This window comes from Neisseria iguanae (assembly GCF_003013245.1).
Classification (GTDB): Bacteria; Pseudomonadota; Gammaproteobacteria; order Burkholderiales; family Neisseriaceae; genus Neisseria; species Neisseria iguanae.
In genome coordinates, this window is record NZ_PXYY01000048.1 from 1 (window position 1) to 18,833 (window position 18,833).

The window sequence follows — 18,833 nt, forward strand, 5'->3', positions numbered from 1 at the left end:
CACCACCGAATTTTTTAGCCAAAATAGTAGTCAACGCAGCAGTCAGCGTGGTTTTACCATGGTCAACGTGACCGATGGTGCCAACGTTTACGTGCGGTTTGCTACGTTCGAATTTTTCCTTAGCCATGGCAATAAATCCTATTCTAAGTGTTCAATTAAAAGTACGGGTAAGTAAATGAGATGGTGCCCATGGGCAGATTTGAACTGCCGGCCTCTCCCTTACCAAGGGAGTGCTCTACCCCTGAGCTACATGGGCTAAATTGTCTATTGGAGCGGGTGAAGGGAATCGAACCCTCACCGTAAGCTTGGAAGGCTTCTGCTCTACCATTGAGCTACACCCGCATACTCACTTTTACTCCAAGTAAGAATTTTGGTGGAGGGAGAAGGATTCGAACCTTCGAAGCTCACGCAACAGATTTACAGTCTGCCCCCTTTGACCGCTCGGGAATCCCTCCAAAAGAGAATATTAGTTTATTTATTTCTTTTTATCAAGTCAAGCAATATTTCCGATATTTTTTTAAAATATTGCAACAATCTGATTTTATGAAAATTTACTTGAACTGAATGATTTTTTCGTATTTCGCCATCAGTTCGTCATGCGTTTCCGGATGCTCTTCATCAATCAAAATACAGTCTACCGGACACACTTGCTGACATTGCGGCTCGTCATAGTGGCCGACACATTGCGTGCACAGGCTCGGATTGATTTCGTAAATTTCCTCACCTTGAGAAATGGCATCGTTGGGGCACTCAGGCTCGCATACGTCGCAGTTAATGCACTCATCTGTAATAAAGAGCGACATTGTATTTTTCCTTTTTCATTAAAATTTCAAAACCGATGGGCGCGGATTATAGCACAACCACATTCGGAAAACCTTTATAACTGCAAATGTTTACACCCTGGTAATGATTCTCAAATTCCATACTATTCAGCTACTTGCGTATAGCGTAATACTTCAAACTTGCTCATGCCCGACTTCCCTTCGCGGTAAACTTCCAACCATTCCGGCTTGGTCGGTATCACACTGGCTTCAATATAGACCATTGCCCCGTTTTTCAAGTGACTTTGCAAAGATTCAAACAAACGCGGCCAATCCTGCCAGGCAAACGGCGGGTCGAGAAACACCACATCAAACTGCCCGCGCTGCTGTTGCAGATACATCAGGCTGTCTGAAGCGATAATTTCCACCTGTGCCGTACCCAACTCGCGGCTGCTGTTTTGCAAAGCGCACACCGTTTGGCGGTTATTTTCCACCATCATCACCCGCGCCGCCCGTCGAGAAGCCGCTTCCAAACCCAGCGCACCGCTGCCGGCAAACAAATCCAATACCGTTTTACCGGCCAAGTCCTGCCCCAGCCAGTTAAACACCTTCTCGCGCACCATATCCGGCGTCGGCCGCAAGCCTTCTGCCGATTGGAAATTCAATTTACGGCCGCGGTGTATGCCGCCGATAATACGCACTTGATTGCTGTGTTTGCTGTTTTTAGAAGTCATGATTATCCATTTGTATGGCTGTATCAGTGGGCTTGTCCTGTCAGACAAGTGTCGGATTACGGCGTACCGCCTAATTCGACCTATCATTGCAGAAACCCCAAAAATAACAAAAAAAGCCGCCTGAATCCTTCAGACGGCCTCTATTATATGCCGAAAGCCGCTATTGCTGCATACCCGCGACTTTGCACAATAATTCGATTTCCTTATGCTTTTGCGCCAACAAATCCGGCGTGTGTTTGAGTTCCTGTTTCAGAATCGTTAACTCGGTAGCAGTATCACCCATGATATTGGCAATATTGCTGTTGCCCTCATTAATCTATAATACGGACCTATTTTTAGACTGTATCAGGTCCCATAAACCTACACCAAAAATCGCCGCAATCTGTTCCAAACACAGAATACTCGACTGCGTTTCCCCACGTTCAATTTTGCATACCCACCCGCCGACATCTCCAGCGTCTCCGCCATATCCTCCTGCAACCATTTGTTCAATTCGCGTATTAAGCGGATTTTTTCGTAGGTATCCATAGGCTGCCTTTACTTAGTGTAGGTAGTTAAATCGAAAGTATAGATTTTAATATTCGCTGGTTTTCAAATTGCCGTTTTTATAGAATTTTTACGGTTGCTCACATTTTACATGATAAACAGCCTTAAATTTTAGAGATTTATTACAAATCGCCTATGGTTTTTCGTCGATTTATATTCATTACAAAGGAAAACCTATGTTGAACCTTAAAACCTTAACCCTCCCTGTTGCTCTGGCAGCACTGACTTTAAGCGGCTGCGCTTCTGTTCATATGCCTGTAGCAAATAATATAAATTCAAGCTGAATAAGATTTTGATACAAAAAATCTTATTCAGCTTGATTCCTATTTACCATTTGAGGTTTTATTGAAAATGAAAAAACTGTTATTGCTGCTTCCTCCCCTTATTTTAATAACAGGCTGTGTAAACACTGCCGTTCAAACCCGGCCCGTGCATAAAAAATACCAGCCGTCCGACTTTAAGCAGCCTGCCAAACTTTTTACAGTCCGACTCGAAGCTGATTTTTCCCCAAACGGTAACCTTCTGCCGCAAGCCAACAACTTACTTTTTTCTTTAGCTGAAGATTCTTTGAAAAACAGCCGAATTGCCGTTCCCTATGCCCAAGCCGCAAACGGTTTGAAAATTTCCGGCAATAATATTGCTGATGTAGGCGGTACATTTTAAAAGGGCATGCAGGCCTGGCCTACTATGGGCATTGCGGGCAACACTGTTTCCGATTACTATGGTTTTCATGCAGTTATATGAATCAAAATCAGATATTACATTCCGAACAATATGAGTATGAAATTATTACTACTGTCGGCAAAGCCACAATCCAAATGCCATTTACCACAACAACCTGAATGACGCATTCAAATCCGTGGTCAATGACATTATGATTAACTGCTTGGGTGATTTACAGAAAACGGTTATTTGATTGAAAAATAAATCTTATCTTCAAATAAATACAATATTTATACCGTCTGAAATCAGCCCGTTTCAGACAGCATTTTCTTTCTCTTGAATTGTCAAACCGCCGCCGCATTCAACGGCAAGACAAAATCATGCGGTTGCTGCTCGGCCTGCCATAAATCGTATCTGGTCTGCATACCCAGCTATAATTCGCTGCTGGTTGACAGTAAAATAGACAGGCGCACGGCCATGTCTACGGAAATGGCGGCCTTGCCGTTTAAAATACAGCTCAACTCGGCGCGGGTTACACGCAAACGTTTGGCGGCTTCGGTAATGCTCATGGCGCAGTATGCGCGGCATGAGACCGCATTGCCCACGGCGATTTCGATATTGACTGGGTGGTCGTATGGGAGACCGTTCAGGCGGCCTTGCCTGATTTGTTGGATAAGCTGGCAGAGATACGGATATAACGGCGGTATTATTGTTAATATCAAGGAAAATTATGCAAAACGATAATACCATTCGAATCGTATACCTGCCCAAACAGACAAACTGCCCAAATGACAGCAGCAAGGACGAAAACAGCGTTTGGGGCAGCTGGTTTGGCAGCGTATGAAGGTCCTACTGATTTTATGAATGGGCGTAAACGGCTTGAAGATTGAAAAGGCCGTCTGAAATAGTTCGGGTTTCAAACGGCATTAAGGAAATGGTAGTATCCTAAAAAGTATGCTGGATGTTCGAATGCCCAAAAATCCCCTTACGCCGCCATTCCCGTGCAGACAGGAACCTATCGTTGAGATTCAGCAACCTACTGTTTCAAAATAAGTTACCTATCCTTTGAGCTGGATTCCTGCCTGCACGGGAATGACGACATTTATAGATTTCTGAATCGTTTTGTTTTTAAGTGCAGCATGCTTTTTAGGACATCACCAAGAAAACAAAATGCAAAGGTACCCTACATCCGGGCTTGGTATTGCGCGAATATCTGGAAGGTATCAGCAATAGGCATTGTTTTCGGTAAATCCGGGATAATCATTCATCCGTTTCTCTGAAATCATCACCCGACACCAGCAGACTGCCTGTGAAACCGCAGCCTGTTTCCCTGTTACCAACTTACGCATTTTCGGTTCGGCCCTGTAACAGTCTGTTTGACGGCAGCGGTCATTTCCCATGCGGTTTTGTTTTTCTTTCCGGCGCCGCTGTGTTGCTGTGCCTGTCGGTAACGGTATGTTCTGCTTTGATTTTGCGGCTGGCGGCGGAGGATGGTTTGTGCGGTTTGGCTGGGGGATTGCTTGCGGTCGTGTCCGGAAATGCAGTCGTTGCCTTGCGGTCAGTTGCGTGTCGGCCATGTTGCGATTTTTGTTGTCGGGAAAGGCAGTATGCTACCGCATACTGCCTTTTTCTGTTGGTGGAACGTTACACTTGTCAGGTGAATGTAAGGCCGTCTGAAAAATTTCAGACGGCCTTTGTCATTACACCAACCCTATTCTTTCGGTGCAGGCGGTTCGATTTGCTCTTTCCAACCGCATTCTTTTTGCGGGCAGACTTTTTCGACGCCCCAGCGTTTGGTGGTTTTGATGGTCAATACCGGCCATTGGCATTTCGGACAGGTTTCGACGATGGGCGGATTCCAAGTGGCGTAGTTGCAGTCGGGGTAGGTGCTGCAACTGTAAAACAGCTTGCCGTAACGTGATTTGCGTTCGACCAGATGGCCTTTTTTACATTGCGGGCAAACAACGCCGGTGTCTTTCGGTTTTTCAAAAGGTTCGATGTGTTTGCACTTCGGATAGTTGGCGCAACCGATAAATTTACTGCCGGTCCGGCTGTATTTGTACACCAGCCGGCCGTCGCATTTCGGGCATTCGCGGCCATCGAGTTCGGCCTGCTCGGCGGCTTCCTTGGCTTGGCGTTCGGCTGCCTCTTCGGCAGTTTCATTCACATTGCGGGTATAACCGCATTCGGGATAACCGGCACAGGCGACAAAGCGGCCGTTTCGGCCGAATTTGATTTGCAGCTTATGGTTGCCGCATTGCGGGCAGGTTTCATCCAGATCTTCGGTGGTGAATTTTGCGCGCTCGATACCTTCCTTTTCTTCAACCTGCTTGCTGAAGCCTTTCCAAAACTGGCTCATCACGGGTATCCAGCGGCGTTTGCCGTTGGCGATTTCGTCAAGCCGGTCTTCTAGCTTGGCGGTGAAGTGATAATCGACGTATTGGGCGAAATGTTCGGTCAAGAATTTATTGACGATGTCGCCGGTGTCGGTCGGCATAAAGCGTTTTTGTTCCAGCGTGACATATTCGCGGTCTTTCAACGTGGAAATAATGCTGGCATAGGTCGATGGACGACCGATACCGAACTCTTCCAAGGCTTTTACCAAGGTCGCTTCGTTGAAACGCGGCGGCGGCGTGGTAAAGTGCTGTTCGCCGTAAAGTTTATCAACCGGCAATTTGTCGCCTTCGGCCATTTCGGGCAGTTTTTTGTTTTCTTCGCCCTCGTCATCGGTGCTTTCTTCATACACGCTCAAAAAACCGGCAAAAGTCTGCACTTGGCCGGTGACGCGGAACACGCCTGCGCCGACGGTAATATCGACGGTGGTTTGGTCGAATTTGGCCGGTGTCATCTGGCAGGCGACGGTGCGTTGCCAAATCATCTGATAGAGCTTGAATTGGTCGGCGCTGAGGAAAGGTTTGACGCTTTCGGGCGTGCGGTAAACCGAAGTCGGGCGGATGGCTTCGTGCGCTTCTTGGGCGTTTTTCGATTTGGTTTTGTACTGTTTGGCCGCTGCCGGTAAATATTCTTTGCCGATTTTGTTTTCGATGTAGTGGCGGATTTCGACCACGGCTTCATCGGCCAAATTCAGGCTGTCGGTTCGCATATAGGTAATCAGACCAATCGCGCCTTGGCCGACGTCAATCCCTTCGTAAAGCTGCTGGGCGGTGCGCATGGTGCGGTCGGTGGTCATACCGAGTTTGCGCACGGCATCCTGCTGCATAGTGGACGTGGTAAACGGCGCAGCCGGATTGCGGCTGCGTTTTTTCTTTTCCACGCTGCCGACCACGGCTTCTTTGCCGGCCAGCTCGCTCAGCACACCGGCTTGGGCGGCTTCGTCGGGCAGGGAGAATTGGTCGAGTTTTTCGCCGTTGTATTGTGCCAGCTTGGCGGTGAATTTGCTGCGGCCTTTGTGGCTGTCAAGATGCACGGTCCAATATTCCTGTGCTTCAAACGCGCGGATTTCGTTTTCGCGCTCGCATATCAGGCGCAAGGCAGGGCTTTGTACACGGCCGGCACTCAAGCCGCGGCGGATTTTTTTCCACAGCAACGGCGATAAGTTAAAGCCGACCAGATAATCCAAGGCACGGCGCGCTTGTTGGGCGTCGACCAAATTGATTTCCAATTCGCGTGGGTGGGCGATGGCATCAAGTACGGCATTTTTGGTGATTTCGTGAAACACCACACGCTGCGGTTTGATGTTTTTCAGACCACGCTTGGACTTGAGTATTTCTTGCAAATGCCATGAAATGGCTTCACCTTCCCTATCCGGGTCAGTCGCCAGATAAATATTTTCGGCTTCTTTGGCTTCGGCCACAATCGCGTCGACGTGTTTGGCATTGCGCGAAACCAATTGGTATTTCATCGCGAAGTCGTTTTCGGGATCAACCGCGCCGTTTTTCGGCACGAGATCACGCACATGGCCGTATGAAGCCAGAATTTCATAATCCCCGCCCAGATATTTTTTTAAGGTTTTGGCCTTAGACGGAGATTCGACGATTACAAGGTTTTTAGCCATTGTTACTCTCTTTTGTTATTGTAAATTTCAGACGGCCTTTGAATGAAAGGCCGTCTGAAAAAAATTAATGCATCACAGCGTTGCCGTTTAAAGCCGCCATCAAATCATCGCCGACCAATACCGGCAATTCGCTCTTATGCGCCCACAGCACCAGTAGGGTCAGCACTTTTGCAATATCTACGGTGATTTCATCGGCCGGAATGTGCATCAGCGCATGCACCACAATTTCACGCTGCTCATAATTAATCGCGTGTTCGGCAATCAGATAGTGCAGCAAACTCATCACTTCCTGCGACAACACATCGGCTTCTTCCACGCTGTACACGCGCAAAGCCGTGGCGTCAATCGGCTCGATGGCGAATTCGGAACTGTTGAGTAACACTTCCATCATCATCAGGGTATTGCCGATTTCCATCGCATCAAAGCCGGCATCTTCGAGCAGCCGCCCCAAATCTTCCGGCGGCGGGCAGGCATCAAAATCCTGAAAATGTTCGATTAAAAAAGCAATGACTTCAGCCATGCGTGTTCCTTAATGTTATGTTTTAATCCGTTGGTAGCGTCCGCCGGCCAGCAGGGCAATGACGCCGTCGAGTTCGTACTCCAATAACTGCGCGTAAACATCAGTGGCCGGCCAATGGAGCGATTCGGCCAGCGTATCGGGATGAATGGCATCGTACCCCATTGCGTTTAGTAAAGTATTCTCTGCCGTTGGTTTGTTTTCAGACGGCCTTGTGGTTTCAGACGATCTTAACGCTGCGCTTACGGCAACTGGTTTTTCCCTTGCTTCAGGGGTAGCTTTCGGTGCGGCGGCAGGTGTAGTTTGTTGATGCTTATATATAGAATATGATGGTAATGGGGTATTTTGCAATAGCTGCGGGCATTCCTGTACGATATCTTCCAAGCTTTCCACTAATTTTGCGCCTTCTTTAATCAGCTTGTGACAGCCTTTGCTGTGCGGATTGTCAATCGAACCGGGTACGGCCATTACTTCTCGACCTATTTCAGCGGCGAGCTTAGCCGTAATCAGCGAACCAGACTCCACCGCTGCTTCCACCACCAAATCAAACACGACAAGGCGGCAATCAGGCGGTTACGGCGCGGAAAATTGCCGGCATACGGGCGAGTATCCAAGGGAAACTCGCTGACAATCAAACCGCATTCGGCGATTTCGTAGGCAAGTTTTTTATTGGATGGAGGATAAATGCGGTCTATGCCCGTACCCCACACGGCAATGGTACCGCCGTCTGAAAGCAGCGCTCCCTGATGAGCGGCGGTATCGATACCTGCCGCCATACCGGAAACAACCGGAATGCCCTGTTCACTCAAAGCCATCCCGAAATCGCGGGCAATGCGCATCGCCTGCGGCGTGGCATGACGGCTGCCGACGATGGCCGCAGAAGGCTTGTGCAGCAAATCAGTGTTGCCGCGCAAAAACAATAAAGGCGGCGGCGTGATGCCTTCAGTCAGCATATCGGGGAAATCATCATCCTGCAACAGCAGCAAACGGCAGTTGTCTTGTTGCGCCCAGTTTAACGCGGCCTCGGCAGCAGCCTTGACAGCATCGCGTTTGTCGTCATCCCGCCACGCGGCCACGGCTTGTTTGTGCCGCACCAATTTGCCGATGATTTCAGACGGCGCGGCCAATGCCGCTTGTGCACTGCCGAAATGTTGCAGCAACATCAAGAAGCTTTCCGCACCGACATAAGGCGTCAGCGCCAGCTGTAACCATGCAAAACGCTCATTATCGTTCATGCCTGCATCCTGTTTCAGATGGCTCCAACAGCAGATGCTTGAGCGCCATCCAGATAATCATTTACGTAATATTTTTAACAGCGATGATTATACAGACATTGGGATAAATGCAAACAGATAATCCGGGGCCGTCTGAAACATTTTTAGTGTTCAGACGGCCCCGGATTATCTCATACATCAGTCTTCGGATTTATCGCTGTTGCGGCGCGAAACGCTGATACCAAGCTGCTTCAGCTTGCGGTATAAGTGTGTGCGCTCCAAGCCGACTTTCTGTGCCACGCGGCTCATGTTTTGGTTTTCTTGGGCAATGTGGTATTCGAAATAGCGGCGTTCCAGTTCTTCGCGCAACTCACGCAGCGGCATATTGAAATTGAAGCCGCCAACCATTTCCGATGAAGAAGACGGCACATTCTGTCCCAATGCCGCCGCAGCCGCTTGCTCCTGCACTTCTTCACCGTCGGCTTCCAACGCCAAATTCTTCACAACGGTGCGCAATTGCTCGAAATTGCCCGGCCACTCATATTGGCGCAATACAGTCAACGCGCCACTGCTGAATTTCACCAACGGGATTTTCTGCGTTTCGGCCAATTCAATTAAAATTTGGCTCACCAAAAACACGATGTCATCCGGCTGGCTGCGCAATGGCGGTACATTGACGATGATTTTCAACAAAAGGTTCGGCAGTTTGTTGTCTGCCGCGGCTGATTCGGCCAATTCTTCCGCCGATCGGCTGCTGGCGGCCACGATACGCACATTGTACCGATCGGCTTTACCTAATAAGAACACGATGCCGTTTTGAATATTTTTGCTGTATTGCGTGATGTCTCCCACATACAGAATGCCGCCACTTGCCTTTTGTAACAGTTCCAACGGGGTATCAACGATGTGTTCAACCTTGCCTGTTTCCACCCAAGGCGTGCCGTTTTTATGGAAGTAACGCGCCACCCATTCAAACGGCGAACCTGCTTCACCGATAAGCAATACCGGGCCGTTTTGTTTGGATGCAACTTCCAATTTCTGATTCAATTCTTGAATCACCGGACTGTTGCCCAATCGATCCAGCGACAAACCTGCCGCAGCCTGCATTTCGCCGTGTTTCAGTGCACGGTCAACGGTAGAAAGCAGCTTTTGCAGGGCAATCGGTTTTTCCAAGAAATCCAATGCGCCGATTTTGGTGGCTTCCACCGCCGTGTCAATGCTGGCGTGACCGCTCATCATTACTACCGGCATATTGAGTTGGCCGTTTTTCGCCCACTCTTTCAGCAAGGTAATCCCGTCACAATCCGGCATCCAAATATCCAGCAAAACCATTGCCGGACGGGCTTGGTGGCGCAATTGGCGTGCTTCTTCGGCATTTTCTGCCAAAGTCACGGTATAACCTTCGTCCTGGAGGATTTCCGACAATAAGTCTCGGATACCCACCTCATCATCTACAATTAAAATATCACTGCTGCGCATAAGTTTCTACCAGTTGGGGTAACGCTATTTTGACACATGCACTACCGTCGGCCTGATTGCTCAGGCTGATACGGCCACCGTGCTCTTCAATAATTTTCTTCACTACAGGCAAGCCCAGCCCCGTACCTGTCGGCTTGTCGGTTACATAGGGCTCAAAAGCATTATGTAACATTTCTTTGCTGAAGCTTTTACCGTTGTTGCAAACGGTCAAAACAGCTTGCCCATCGTCGCTCAAGGCGGTTTCAACGCTTACCTGCGGATTCGGGTCACTTTCTGCTGCTTCAACCGCATTTTTGAATATATTGTGCAATACCTGCCGCATCGCGGTGGTGTCTGCGTTTATGGATAATACTATATTACTGAATTTAGCAGAAAATGTACATGTACTACCTTCATAAAGCACCAATACTTCTTCGACCAAACGGTTCAAATCGTGTTTTTCCAAACTCAGCGACGGCGCGCGGGCGTAGTTGCGGAAGGCTTCCACCATTTCCTTGAGCGCGGCCACTTGCTTGACGATGGTATCGGTTGATCGGGTCAGAATTTGGGCGTGTTGCCTATCCAATTTATCATGCAATTTCCAAGCCAATCTTTCGGCCGACAACTGAATAGGCGTCAGCGGATTGCGAATTTCATGCGCCAAACGCTTGGCCACTTCGCCCCATGCTGCTTCTTTTTGCGCACGCATGAGCAGGGTAATGTCGTCAATCACCATCACCAAACCACTGTCGTTGTCTTCCGGCAAGAGCGTAGCCTTGCCGAGCAGAATCCTCGCATCATCAGGCGCGGCGTATTCCACCTGCACCGGCTTGTTGGTTCCGGTCGTCGCTTCAATCGCAGCAAACACATCGGCCAGCAGCGTTTGCTGAGGCGACTGTCCGCGCCAATCGTGCCAGTTACTACCTCTCAACGGTACCAGCGATGCGCCTAAAATTTGTTCGGCAGATTTGTTAAATGTTTTCAGACGGCCTTTTGCATCCAAGGTAATCACGCCGGTAGTCAGGCTTTCCAACACACATTCCAAATAATGGCGGGCGGCCTCCTGCTGCTGGCGGCTGCGTTCGTCCACATCTTTGGCAATTGCCAGCTGCTGGGTCATGTGGTTGAATAAATGCGTCAGGCGGCCGAATTCGTCGTTGCGGTACACCGGACGCTGCTGGCTGAAATCGCCCTGCGCCACCGCCCGCGCGCCTTCTGCCAGCGACAAAATAGGTTCGACAAAGCGGCGGGCGAAATACAAGGCCATCACTAAGGCCAAGAAAACCGCCAACAAAGCCGCAACCAATAAGGTTACCAGAAAGAAGGTTTGCAATCCTTGTTTGGCATAACTCAATTCGGCATACTTCGCCCGAGCCGACTCAATCAGGGTCGCATCCTGCGCCACATTGTGCGGAATCGGCTGACGGAAGAAAAAAGCATATTCCTGATTATTATATGCACCGACCGACAACCAGCCCTGCGCATACAATACATTGTCAATGTTTTCCAAACTGCGCAGCGAACCGGCCTGCTGCAATTGCTCCTGCCCGGCTTTATCGATTTTCGGCTGGTTCAGGTTCAGCGGATTGATGGTTTTCTCAAAACGGTCGCGGCTGAGGTTATATAACGCCAACTGGGTAAAATCGTTGGCATTCGACGCTGCGGCCAACGCGCTGCCCAAATCATTGTCTAAAGAAGAGGCACTGATTAAATCGATCTGAATCGGCGTGGCATTGCTGACGGCATTATCCACTGCCAATTCCAAAGCCGATTTACTCAAATTTAAGCTGCGCTCCAGCGCTTCTTCGGTGTCTTTGCCGAACCAAGAATTAATTGTACCGTTAATAAATTGCGCGGAAATACCGAATAAAAACACGCTCGGCAATACCACCACCAAGGTAAACATTCCCGACAGGCGGCGTGCGATTTGCGAGCCGAACACACCGTTTTTGCTGTCGCGCATCAACAGCAGAACATAACGCCCCAGCACCGCCGCCAACAACAGCATCAGCAAGCCGCACAACACGATAATCCACCAGAAGTAATCGGCAATACGGCTGCTGCTGCCGGTCGCGGCTGTCAGTCCGTAGAGCAAAGCCACCGCCAACAAAACAGCGGTTAAGAGAAAGCGGCGCATGATTTATTCCTGCATTACCGACAAAGCTTTCCAGCCCGAATCCAAGCTCCAGCTTCGGGAAGTCAATGCATTGATTTGGAAAGGTTTAGGCAATTTGGAAGTGGATAATTGCAAACGAATTTGTGCTTTGATGTCTTCCGGCCGGCTGCCGCGCAACGTGCCTTTGTTCAACACTTTCCAGTTGGCAATCGCCCCAACCGCACGCAAGGCTGAATTCAGGGTATCGTATTCGGTGGAAAAAGTACCCACTGTGACGCGGTAGCGGTTGGTCAGCGGATGAAACGACAATTTATAGTTAACCGTGTTGCCGTCGTTTAGAAGATGTTCCAAGCGGAAACGGTAGGCCGCAATCGTCGGCTCCGACAATTGGTAAGACAAAGAAAAATTCAGTGGCACACCCTGCTGCAAGGCTTGTTTGAGCTGGTCGGGCAATTCGGTTTCAAAACGGCTGCTGACTGACAATTGGCCGCTATCCGTCAAGCTGGCCTCGGCACGGGTCGCACTGATGCCTTCTGCCACCGCGTGCAAAGACGCAGCCAGCAGAACTGGCAGCAGCAGCAATTTACTGCTTTTGAATAAGCGCGTAATAAAAGCCATCTTGGTGTTTGTTCGGTAAAAGCACATGCGATTCCAGCAATTTGGCATCGGCGTGGCGGTTAAGGAATTTTTGCAGCTGCTGATCATTTTCTTCGACAAAAATGGAACAGGTCGCCAACAGCATTCTGCCGTTTTTTGTCAGAGTTTGCCATAAAGCGTCCAACAAAGCTTCCTGCTGGCGTGCGGTTTTCAGCGCATCACTCGGACGGCGCAGCCATTTGATGTCTGGATTGCGGCGTGCCACACCCGAAGCGGTACACGGGACATCAGCCAACACGGCATCGAACTGTTTACCATCATACCACGCAGCCAAATCCTGCGCATCGGCGCAATGCAGAGAGGCCGTCTGAAAGCCCAAACGGTCAAGATTGCTGTGTACGCGCGCCAAACGGCTTGCATCAATATCTAAAGCGGTCACATGGCAATCAGCCAATTCCAGCAAATGCCCCGTTTTACCGCCCGGAGCGGCACAGGCATCGAGAATACGCTCTCCGTTTTGCGGATTCAACAGATATGCCGCTTTTTGTGCGCCGAAATCCTGCACCGACACAAGGCCGTCTGAAAAACCAGGCAAACAGCTCACCGGTACAGCTTCGGTCAACGTCACCGCATAATCATCCAAAGCCTTTGCGCCAATTCCTTCCGCTGCCAGCTTGTGTAGGTAATCTTCAGCATTGTCGTGGCGGCGGTTGACGCGCAATGTCATCGGCGGATGCGATTGCAACGCGGTAGTGATGTTGTGCCAATATTTCGGATAATGGTTTTGCAGATAGGCCACCCACCATTGCGGCAGATTGTGTTTGGCCGTGTCATCGTATTTACACGCTGCTGCCAGCTTGTCACGTTCACGCAGAAAACGGCGCAAAACCGCATTGGCAAACGAGCGGTACTGGCCGCGGCCGATTTTGGCAATGTGCCCCACTGCCTCATTCACCACCGCATGCGGCGCATTGCGCGTGTAATGCAGTTGGTACAAAGCTGCCAGCAGCAGGCTTTCCAGAACCGCATTGTCAATCGGCTTGTTCAGCATTTTGCCGAGCATAAATTTCAGACTGCCCAGATAACGCTGGCAACCGTAAGCAATGTCTTGCAGCGTACCGCTCTCCTGCGCGCTCAATTCGGGGTTAGCCGAACGGATTGCCGCCAACACGTCTTGCAGGTTTTGCCCAGCTGCCACCGCAGCGATACTGTCGGCGGCCAGCTTTTGCGCCAATGCCATGCTCATAGGAAAACTTTCATTGTCTTATCCATCACATTATCCACATTTTGTTTTCAGACGGCCTTGAAACCAATTGAGACCGTCTGAAAACGGATTTATCTTAATTTATCTTTGCAGCGATACGGCTTTGAAACCTTTGCAAAAACAGACTTTTATCAAAAAAAACCATGCCTTATCGTCAGCTGCGCCAACCCGTGGGCTTAGATTGCAGCCAGTTCTCGTTTTTGCAAAGGCTTCAGTTTATATGACGTTCAACGACACACGCTGATTGCCCTGTCTGTCAAAATTCGTATCACCCAACCAACGTTCGAAGCGCGCCCTAATCTGCGGCCATTCGCTGCCTATCATCGAAAACCAAGCCGTATCATCGCGGCTGCGGCCTTTATATACCGTCGTCTGCCGGAATGTGCCTTCCATATCGGAATCCCAAACGCAGAGCCGCCCTGCATGACGGCTCGTTTAGGGCATCGCATTTCCACTCATAACGGCGGTATTGTAGCGTTTCAAATACATATTTAGCCAACAGATACTGCGCCTCAGTGGCAATCCGAGTGCGCTTGAGGCAGTCTGAATAAATAACCCAACCGACTTCGGCAACGCGGCTGGCGGTGTCTATCCGCATCAATGCGAATGTACCGACCGCTTTATTTTCACGATTTTCGATGCGCCAAAGCCTCTAATAATTGCACCACCTGCACCTTATCCGGCAGCGGCTCAATCGGAAAATACGTCCAATTCCGCAAAGGGCTGCCTGCGCCGTAAACGTCATACAAATCATTGCCATGCTTGGCAACAGACAGTTTTTCCAACCGGCAGCTGCCCCCACAACAAAATTGCCGACGGTTTATCTCCAGCACAGAATCCGGGCAACTCTCTGCCGACAGGTTGGTCAAATTCGCTGTATATCATGGTTTATCCGTATTTCAACTGAATCAGCCCCGCAACCTTCGGCATGGTGTAACCGTACGCATGCGTGGCTGCATGGCGAAGTTTCAGGCACCCTGATGGTTTGGTCCTATCTGGCGGCGTTATTATGATGGCGCCACATGCGCAGTTAGCTAAATCGTACCTACATTGCTTACAGCACCATTCCAACTTTCACTGTCCGTCCTGCCGCAAAAGCCTGAATGCTCATGCGTTTGCTGCCTGCCGGTTGCAGCTCGGTGATTTTCAGCGCATTTTTGCCGCACGCGACCACTAGGCTGTCTGAAGTACAGCTCAACACTTCGCCTGCTTTGCCGCTTTGATTCACGGTTTCAGCTGACCAAATTTTCATCGGCTTGCCGTCAAATTCCGTCCATGCGCCAGGTACGGGATTAAAGGCGCGGATTTTGCGGGCAACCACATCGGCGGATTCCTGCCAATTGATTTTGGCTTCTTCTTTGCTCAGCTTTTGTGCATAGGTCACGCCTTCTTCGGGTTGAGGCGTGCTGTTCAGACAGCCTCCTGCCCGCAAACGTTGCAAATCGGCAACAATGGCGGCAGCACCGATATCCATTAACGCATCGTGCACTTCGTTAGCAGTGTCGGCCGGTGCGATAGTGTAGCGGTGTTCGCTGATGACGTTGCCGGTATCGAGGCCGATGTCCATCTGCATGATGCACACGCCGGTTTCGGTATCTCCGGCTTCGATGGCGCGCTGAATCGGGGCGGCGCCACGCCAGCGCGGTAACAGCGAGGCGTGGATATTAAGGCAGCCGTGGCGCGGTGTGTCCAGTACGTCTTGCGGCAAAATCAGGCCGTAGGCGGCCACCACCATCACATCGGCATCAACCTCTTTGAGCATTTGCAAGGCTTCGGCGTTGTTACGCAGCTTTTCGGGCTGTTCCACGCGCAAACCCAATGCCAGCGCAGTCTGTTTCACGGGCGGGGCTTGCCGCTGCATGCCGCGGCCTTTGGGGCGGTCCGGTTGGGTCAACACCAGCGGAATCTCAAACCCTGCGGCAGCGGTGGCTTTCAGTGCGGCGGCGGCGAAAACAGGCGTACCGGCAAAAATCACTTTCATGGCTGTCTTTCTCAAATTGTGTTTTCAGCCTGTCCGCAGATCGCGCGCAGACAGGCCGTCTGAATATTTTATGGAATCAATATGGTAATTTGACGTATATTATAGCAGCCAAACAAACAATGCCGTCTGAAAACGGGAAATGTTTTCAGACGGCATGATTGAGATTAAATCCTGATTACAGGTTGTGTTTCTGACGTTTTTTCAGCTTGGCTTTGATGCGGTTTTGCTTCAGCTGCGACAGGTGTTCGACAAACACTTTGCCCATAAGGTGATCAAGTTCGTGCTGGATACAGATCGCCAACAAACCATCGGCTTCAAGGGTGAATTTTTCACCTTTTTCGTCCAACGCTTCGACTTTGACGCGTTCGGCACGGGTCACCGTATCGTAAATGCCCGGCACCGACAGACAACCTTCTTCGTAGGTGGTTTCACCGTCTTTTTCAATGATGACCGGATTGATGAATACGCGCGGTTCGCTTTTGTCTTCAGTCAAATCCATCACCACCACGCTCTCGTGCACATCGACTTGGGTGGCCGCCAAGCCGATGCCGCGCGACTCATACATGGTTTCAAACATGTCTTTAACCAGTGTTTGGATGCGTCCGTCAATTTTCGCCACCGGCCGGGCAACGGTGTGCAGGCGTTCGTCTGGATATTGGAGGATGTTTAACAATGCCATTTTTTTATCTTCTCAATCAGAAACAGTAAATTTGTGTATGTACTTTGATACGCTTTATCGGGACAATGCCATTATTTCTAGAATGACGGTAACATTCAATGATAAAATAGCGTTTTATGAATTTTGAATCAGTTTATCACTGAATAAATATCAATAGGCAAATTCTAACACAGCACCCTGCGTTACGCCCATTGTTATTTTTCACAACACGATTGACGCGTTCTTGATTCAGCCAAATTGATGACAAACCGCATTATTTTCAAGGGGAACGGTTATGCGAAAACGTATTATAACCCTGCTTTGCATGGCAGGCGTGGCAATTTCTGCTCAAGTTCATGCAGCGTCGTTGAAAGTGCGCCCGAATGCACCACAACGCTACGTGGTGAAACCGGGCGATACTTTGTGGGGTATTTCAGGCAAATATCTCTACAGCCCGTGGCAATGGAACCGCCTCTGGGGCGCCAACCGAAACACAATCCGCAATCCGCACCTGATTTATCCGGGGCAAGTGTTGGTATTGCGCTATATCAACGGCCAACCGCGCTTGGGTTTTGAAGGATCGGGTATGGGTTCGGACGGCATTCCGACCATCAAACTCAGCCCGCGTATCCGCGAAACCTCCGGCTACGGCATTCCTACCGTAAATGTCAATTTCTACCGCCTGTTTATGGCGCATCCGCAAATCATCTCGCGCCAAGAGACTGCCGATGCACCGCGCTTGATTTCCGGCCCCGACAACCGTCTGCTCTACACCCAAGGTAACCGTGTGTACGGCTACGGCAACATCGAACCCGGCCGCTACCTGACCTACCGGATCAATAAAAACATCACCGACCCGGATACCCGTAAATTCCTGGGTCAGGAAGTCGTGTTCAGCGGCATCGTCAGTACCCTGCCTTACACCGACACCGCTTTGAAAAACCGCACCCGCGATTCGGAAGAAAAGCTGAAAGACAACGAATACTACACCCGAGTGCACAAACTGATGAAACTACGCACCCAAGCCGCGCAGCCTTTGGTGGTGGAAGAAGCCGTATCCGAAATCCGCAAAGACGACTTCCTGCTAAAAATGCCTGAAGGCATCGATAGTTTTAATATGATGCCGCATGCACCGATCCGGCCCATTCAAGCAAAAATCGTCTCGATTTTTGAAGGCGTGAGCGAAGCCGGCCAATTCCAAACCATCACGCTCAACAAAGGCGAATTGGATGGCTTGGACAAAGGCACAGTGGTAAGTCTCTACAAACGCGGACGCCAAGTAAAAGTCAATTACAACAACTCGCTGCTGCCGAAACCGAAATCGCGTGATACAGTTGAAATCGTATCCATTCCAGCTGAAGAAGTCGGCTTGGCGATGATTTACCGCACAAGCGAAAACTTGTCTTCCGCCATTATTTTGGAAAGCCTGACCAACATCAACATCGGCGACACCGCTTCCGAGCCGGGTCGTGATTTGGACAACATGGCCGATGAAAAAACCATGGCGCCGGTTGCAATACCAAACGGGAAGAAAATCGATGTGACGCAGTAACACGGGTTAATTGATGGAAACAAACAAGGCCGTTTGAAATAATATTCAGACGGCCTTTTATTATCCGCCGCTTCTTTGGCTTCGCTGTCCAACGTGCTGATTTTCTACACGGTTGTTTACGGCGCGTCAGACGCCACTCCCCGGCCATTATCCTGCACAGGTTTACATTTTGTATGACCGCACGGACGTTTTCATCCAACTTCAATTTCATGCGTCAAAACTCCAGAAAAAAAGCAGCTTCCGCCGCAAAATGCCCTGTTTATCCAAACATCAGGCAAGAAAAAAGCCGTCTTTTCAGATGGCTTGATAAAATCAATACCTTCAGTCTGCGTCTTGCGTGGCTGACATCATTTTCTTGAGTAACCACTTACCCGTTTCTTCTTCCATGTCGCTGGTCATGCTAGCTTTATGTTCTTCAAATTTCTTATATAGTCAAAGAAATTAAAAAACAGTACAAATCCGCATAAAGTAAAAGAAAAGGGTATCTATGCAGTCAAGCCGCCAATCCTGACGTATTTTCTTAATCCGAGCCCAATATTTTTCAACAGGGTTAAAGTCAGGACGATAAGGCGGTAACCAAAAAATCGTATGACCTGTACCTTCAATTAAATCTTGAATATCAGCTCTTTCATGAAACGCGGCATTATCCGTCACGGCCGCACTGTTTTGAGGTAATTCCGGCAATAGCAAAGACCCAACCCGGTTGAGCAGTTTGCCGTTGTGAATTGCGCCTGCAGCATCGGTTTTGTTTTTAAGC

Annotated in this window: 18 protein-coding genes, 3 tRNA genes and 2 pseudogenes; 2 read left to right on the forward strand and 21 right to left on the reverse strand. The window is 49.7% G+C overall.

All coding sequences use genetic code 11. From position 1 onward, the window contains the following. The 7 genes and pseudogenes from C7N83_RS08170 to C7N83_RS08200 all read right to left on the reverse strand — a co-directional run. The coding region (locus C7N83_RS08170) for a GTP-binding protein (RefSeq protein WP_002259029.1) at positions 1 to 127 on the reverse strand (127 nt) is incomplete at its 3' end. 54 nt (positions 128 to 181) lie between these two features. Beyond that, positions 182 to 256: transfer RNA gene (locus C7N83_RS08175), tRNA-Thr, on the reverse strand. Positions 257 to 268: 12 nt separating this feature from the next. Next, a tRNA-Gly gene (locus C7N83_RS08180) sits at positions 269 to 342 on the reverse strand. A 29-nt stretch (positions 343 to 371) separates the two neighbouring features. Continuing rightward, positions 372 to 455, reverse strand: a tRNA-Tyr gene (locus C7N83_RS08185). Between the two features lie 96 nt (positions 456 to 551). Beyond that, a complete protein-coding gene (locus tag C7N83_RS08190) occupies positions 552 to 803 on the reverse strand; it encodes a YfhL family 4Fe-4S dicluster ferredoxin (RefSeq protein ID WP_003677924.1) in 252 nt (83 codons plus the stop codon). A gap of 122 nt (positions 804 to 925) precedes the next feature. Beyond that, a complete protein-coding gene (gene rsmD / locus C7N83_RS08195) occupies positions 926 to 1,498 on the reverse strand; it encodes a 16S rRNA (guanine(966)-N(2))-methyltransferase RsmD (RefSeq protein WP_106741933.1) in 573 nt (190 codons plus the stop codon). Positions 1,499 to 1,655: 157 nt separating this feature from the next. Next, positions 1,656 to 2,023, reverse strand: a pseudogene (locus C7N83_RS08200) (helix-turn-helix domain-containing protein). 363 nt (positions 2,024 to 2,386) lie between these two features. On the opposite strand from C7N83_RS08200, the gene C7N83_RS08205 reads away from it, so the two are divergent. Further along, positions 2,387 to 2,704, forward strand: a complete 318-nt coding sequence (locus tag C7N83_RS08205; RefSeq protein WP_146135118.1) for a hypothetical protein — start codon at positions 2,387 to 2,389, stop codon at positions 2,702 to 2,704. 431 nt (positions 2,705 to 3,135) lie between these two features. On the opposite strand, the gene C7N83_RS17005 is transcribed toward C7N83_RS08205, so the two are convergent. The 13 genes and pseudogenes from C7N83_RS17005 to def all read right to left on the reverse strand — a co-directional run bounded on the left by C7N83_RS17005 (position 3,136) and on the right by def (position 16,545). Next, positions 3,136 to 3,426: a helix-turn-helix transcriptional regulator gene (locus C7N83_RS17005; protein ID WP_245911170.1), complete on the reverse strand. Its 291-nt coding sequence runs from the start codon at positions 3,424 to 3,426 to the stop codon at positions 3,136 to 3,138. Between the two features lie 989 nt (positions 3,427 to 4,415). Next, positions 4,416 to 6,719 (reverse strand): type I DNA topoisomerase, encoded by a 2,304-nt coding sequence (topA, locus tag C7N83_RS08215; RefSeq protein WP_106741919.1) that lies wholly within the window; start codon positions 6,717 to 6,719, stop codon positions 4,416 to 4,418. Between the two features lie 64 nt (positions 6,720 to 6,783). After that, on the reverse strand, positions 6,784 to 7,239 hold the full coding sequence (locus C7N83_RS08220; RefSeq protein ID WP_106741920.1) for a DUF494 family protein: 456 nt from the start codon (positions 7,237 to 7,239) through the stop codon (positions 6,784 to 6,786). 15 nt (positions 7,240 to 7,254) lie between these two features. Then, positions 7,255 to 8,471: pseudogene (gene dprA, locus C7N83_RS08225) on the reverse strand (DNA-processing protein DprA). Positions 8,472 to 8,648: 177 nt separating this feature from the next. Continuing rightward, positions 8,649 to 9,929 carry a sigma-54-dependent transcriptional regulator gene (locus tag C7N83_RS08230; RefSeq protein WP_106741922.1) on the reverse strand — a complete coding sequence of 427 codons (1,281 nt, stop codon included), beginning with the start codon at positions 9,927 to 9,929 and terminating at the stop codon, positions 8,649 to 8,651. Next, positions 9,916 to 12,045 carry a sensor histidine kinase gene (locus C7N83_RS08235; RefSeq protein ID WP_106741923.1) on the reverse strand — a complete coding sequence of 710 codons (2,130 nt, stop codon included), beginning with the start codon at positions 12,043 to 12,045 and terminating at the stop codon, positions 9,916 to 9,918. The genes C7N83_RS08230 and C7N83_RS08235 overlap by 14 nt, the downstream gene beginning before the upstream one ends. 3 nt (positions 12,046 to 12,048) lie before the next feature. Then, on the reverse strand, positions 12,049 to 12,642 hold the full coding sequence (locus C7N83_RS08240; RefSeq protein WP_106741925.1) for a DUF4390 domain-containing protein: 594 nt from the start codon (positions 12,640 to 12,642) through the stop codon (positions 12,049 to 12,051). Continuing rightward, positions 12,608 to 13,867 (reverse strand): 16S rRNA (cytosine(967)-C(5))-methyltransferase RsmB, encoded by a 1,260-nt coding sequence (gene rsmB / locus C7N83_RS08245; RefSeq protein ID WP_106741926.1) that lies wholly within the window; start codon positions 13,865 to 13,867, stop codon positions 12,608 to 12,610. Before rsmB ends, C7N83_RS08240 begins: the two co-directional genes overlap by 35 nt. Positions 13,868 to 14,101: 234 nt before the next feature. After that, complete coding sequence (locus C7N83_RS16015; protein ID WP_245911172.1) at positions 14,102 to 14,278, reverse strand: hypothetical protein; 177 nt, start codon at positions 14,276 to 14,278, stop codon at positions 14,102 to 14,104. After that, complete coding sequence (locus C7N83_RS17010) at positions 14,244 to 14,483, reverse strand: GNAT family N-acetyltransferase (protein WP_245911171.1); 240 nt, start codon at positions 14,481 to 14,483, stop codon at positions 14,244 to 14,246. Before C7N83_RS17010 ends, C7N83_RS16015 begins: the two co-directional genes overlap by 35 nt. 28 nt (positions 14,484 to 14,511) lie before the next feature. Continuing rightward, positions 14,512 to 14,670, reverse strand: a complete 159-nt coding sequence (locus C7N83_RS16025; protein WP_170064862.1) for a hypothetical protein — start codon at positions 14,668 to 14,670, stop codon at positions 14,512 to 14,514. Positions 14,671 to 14,939: 269 nt separating this feature from the next. Further along, positions 14,940 to 15,866 carry a methionyl-tRNA formyltransferase gene (gene fmt / locus C7N83_RS08255; protein WP_106741928.1) on the reverse strand — a complete coding sequence of 309 codons (927 nt, stop codon included), beginning with the start codon at positions 15,864 to 15,866 and terminating at the stop codon, positions 14,940 to 14,942. A 175-nt stretch (positions 15,867 to 16,041) separates the two neighbouring features. After that, positions 16,042 to 16,545 (reverse strand): peptide deformylase, encoded by a 504-nt coding sequence (def, locus tag C7N83_RS08260; protein WP_106741930.1) that lies wholly within the window; start codon positions 16,543 to 16,545, stop codon positions 16,042 to 16,044. 274 nt (positions 16,546 to 16,819) lie between these two features. Here def and C7N83_RS08265 point away from each other — a divergent pair, with 274 nt between their 5' ends. Beyond that, complete coding sequence (locus C7N83_RS08265; protein ID WP_106741931.1) at positions 16,820 to 18,076, forward strand: LysM peptidoglycan-binding domain-containing protein; 1,257 nt, start codon at positions 16,820 to 16,822, stop codon at positions 18,074 to 18,076. Between the two features lie 441 nt (positions 18,077 to 18,517). Here the strand turns inward: C7N83_RS08265 and C7N83_RS08270 are convergent. Further along, positions 18,518 to 18,833 (reverse strand): transposase (locus tag C7N83_RS08270; protein ID WP_211296615.1); only part of this gene is annotated, 316 nt, incomplete at its 5' end.

Coding starts and splice junctions, on each gene's coding strand:
- C7N83_RS08265 (WP_106741931.1), top strand. CDS start 16,820: ATGCGAAAACGTATTATAACCCTGCTTTGCATGGCAGGCGTGGCAATT.
- rsmB (WP_106741926.1), bottom strand. CDS start 13,867: ATGAGCATGGCATTGGCGCAAAAGCTGGCCGCCGACAGTATCGCTGCG.
- topA (WP_106741919.1), bottom strand. CDS start 6,719: ATGGCTAAAAACCTTGTAATCGTCGAATCTCCGTCTAAGGCCAAAACC.
- fmt (WP_106741928.1), bottom strand. CDS start 15,866: ATGAAAGTGATTTTTGCCGGTACGCCTGTTTTCGCCGCCGCCGCACTG.
- C7N83_RS08220 (WP_106741920.1), bottom strand. CDS start 7,239: ATGGCTGAAGTCATTGCTTTTTTAATCGAACATTTTCAGGATTTTGAT.
- C7N83_RS16015 (WP_245911172.1), bottom strand. CDS start 14,278: ATGGAAGGCACATTCCGGCAGACGACGGTATATAAAGGCCGCAGCCGC.
- def (WP_106741930.1), bottom strand. CDS start 16,545: ATGGCATTGTTAAACATCCTCCAATATCCAGACGAACGCCTGCACACC.
- C7N83_RS08230 (WP_106741922.1), bottom strand. CDS start 9,929: ATGCGCAGCAGTGATATTTTAATTGTAGATGATGAGGTGGGTATCCGA.
- C7N83_RS17010 (WP_245911171.1), bottom strand. CDS start 14,483: ATGCGGATAGACACCGCCAGCCGCGTTGCCGAAGTCGGTTGGGTTATT.
- C7N83_RS08190 (WP_003677924.1), bottom strand. CDS start 803: ATGTCGCTCTTTATTACAGATGAGTGCATTAACTGCGACGTATGCGAG.
- C7N83_RS08240 (WP_106741925.1), bottom strand. CDS start 12,642: ATGGCTTTTATTACGCGCTTATTCAAAAGCAGTAAATTGCTGCTGCTG.
- C7N83_RS08235 (WP_106741923.1), bottom strand. CDS start 12,045: ATGCGCCGCTTTCTCTTAACCGCTGTTTTGTTGGCGGTGGCTTTGCTC.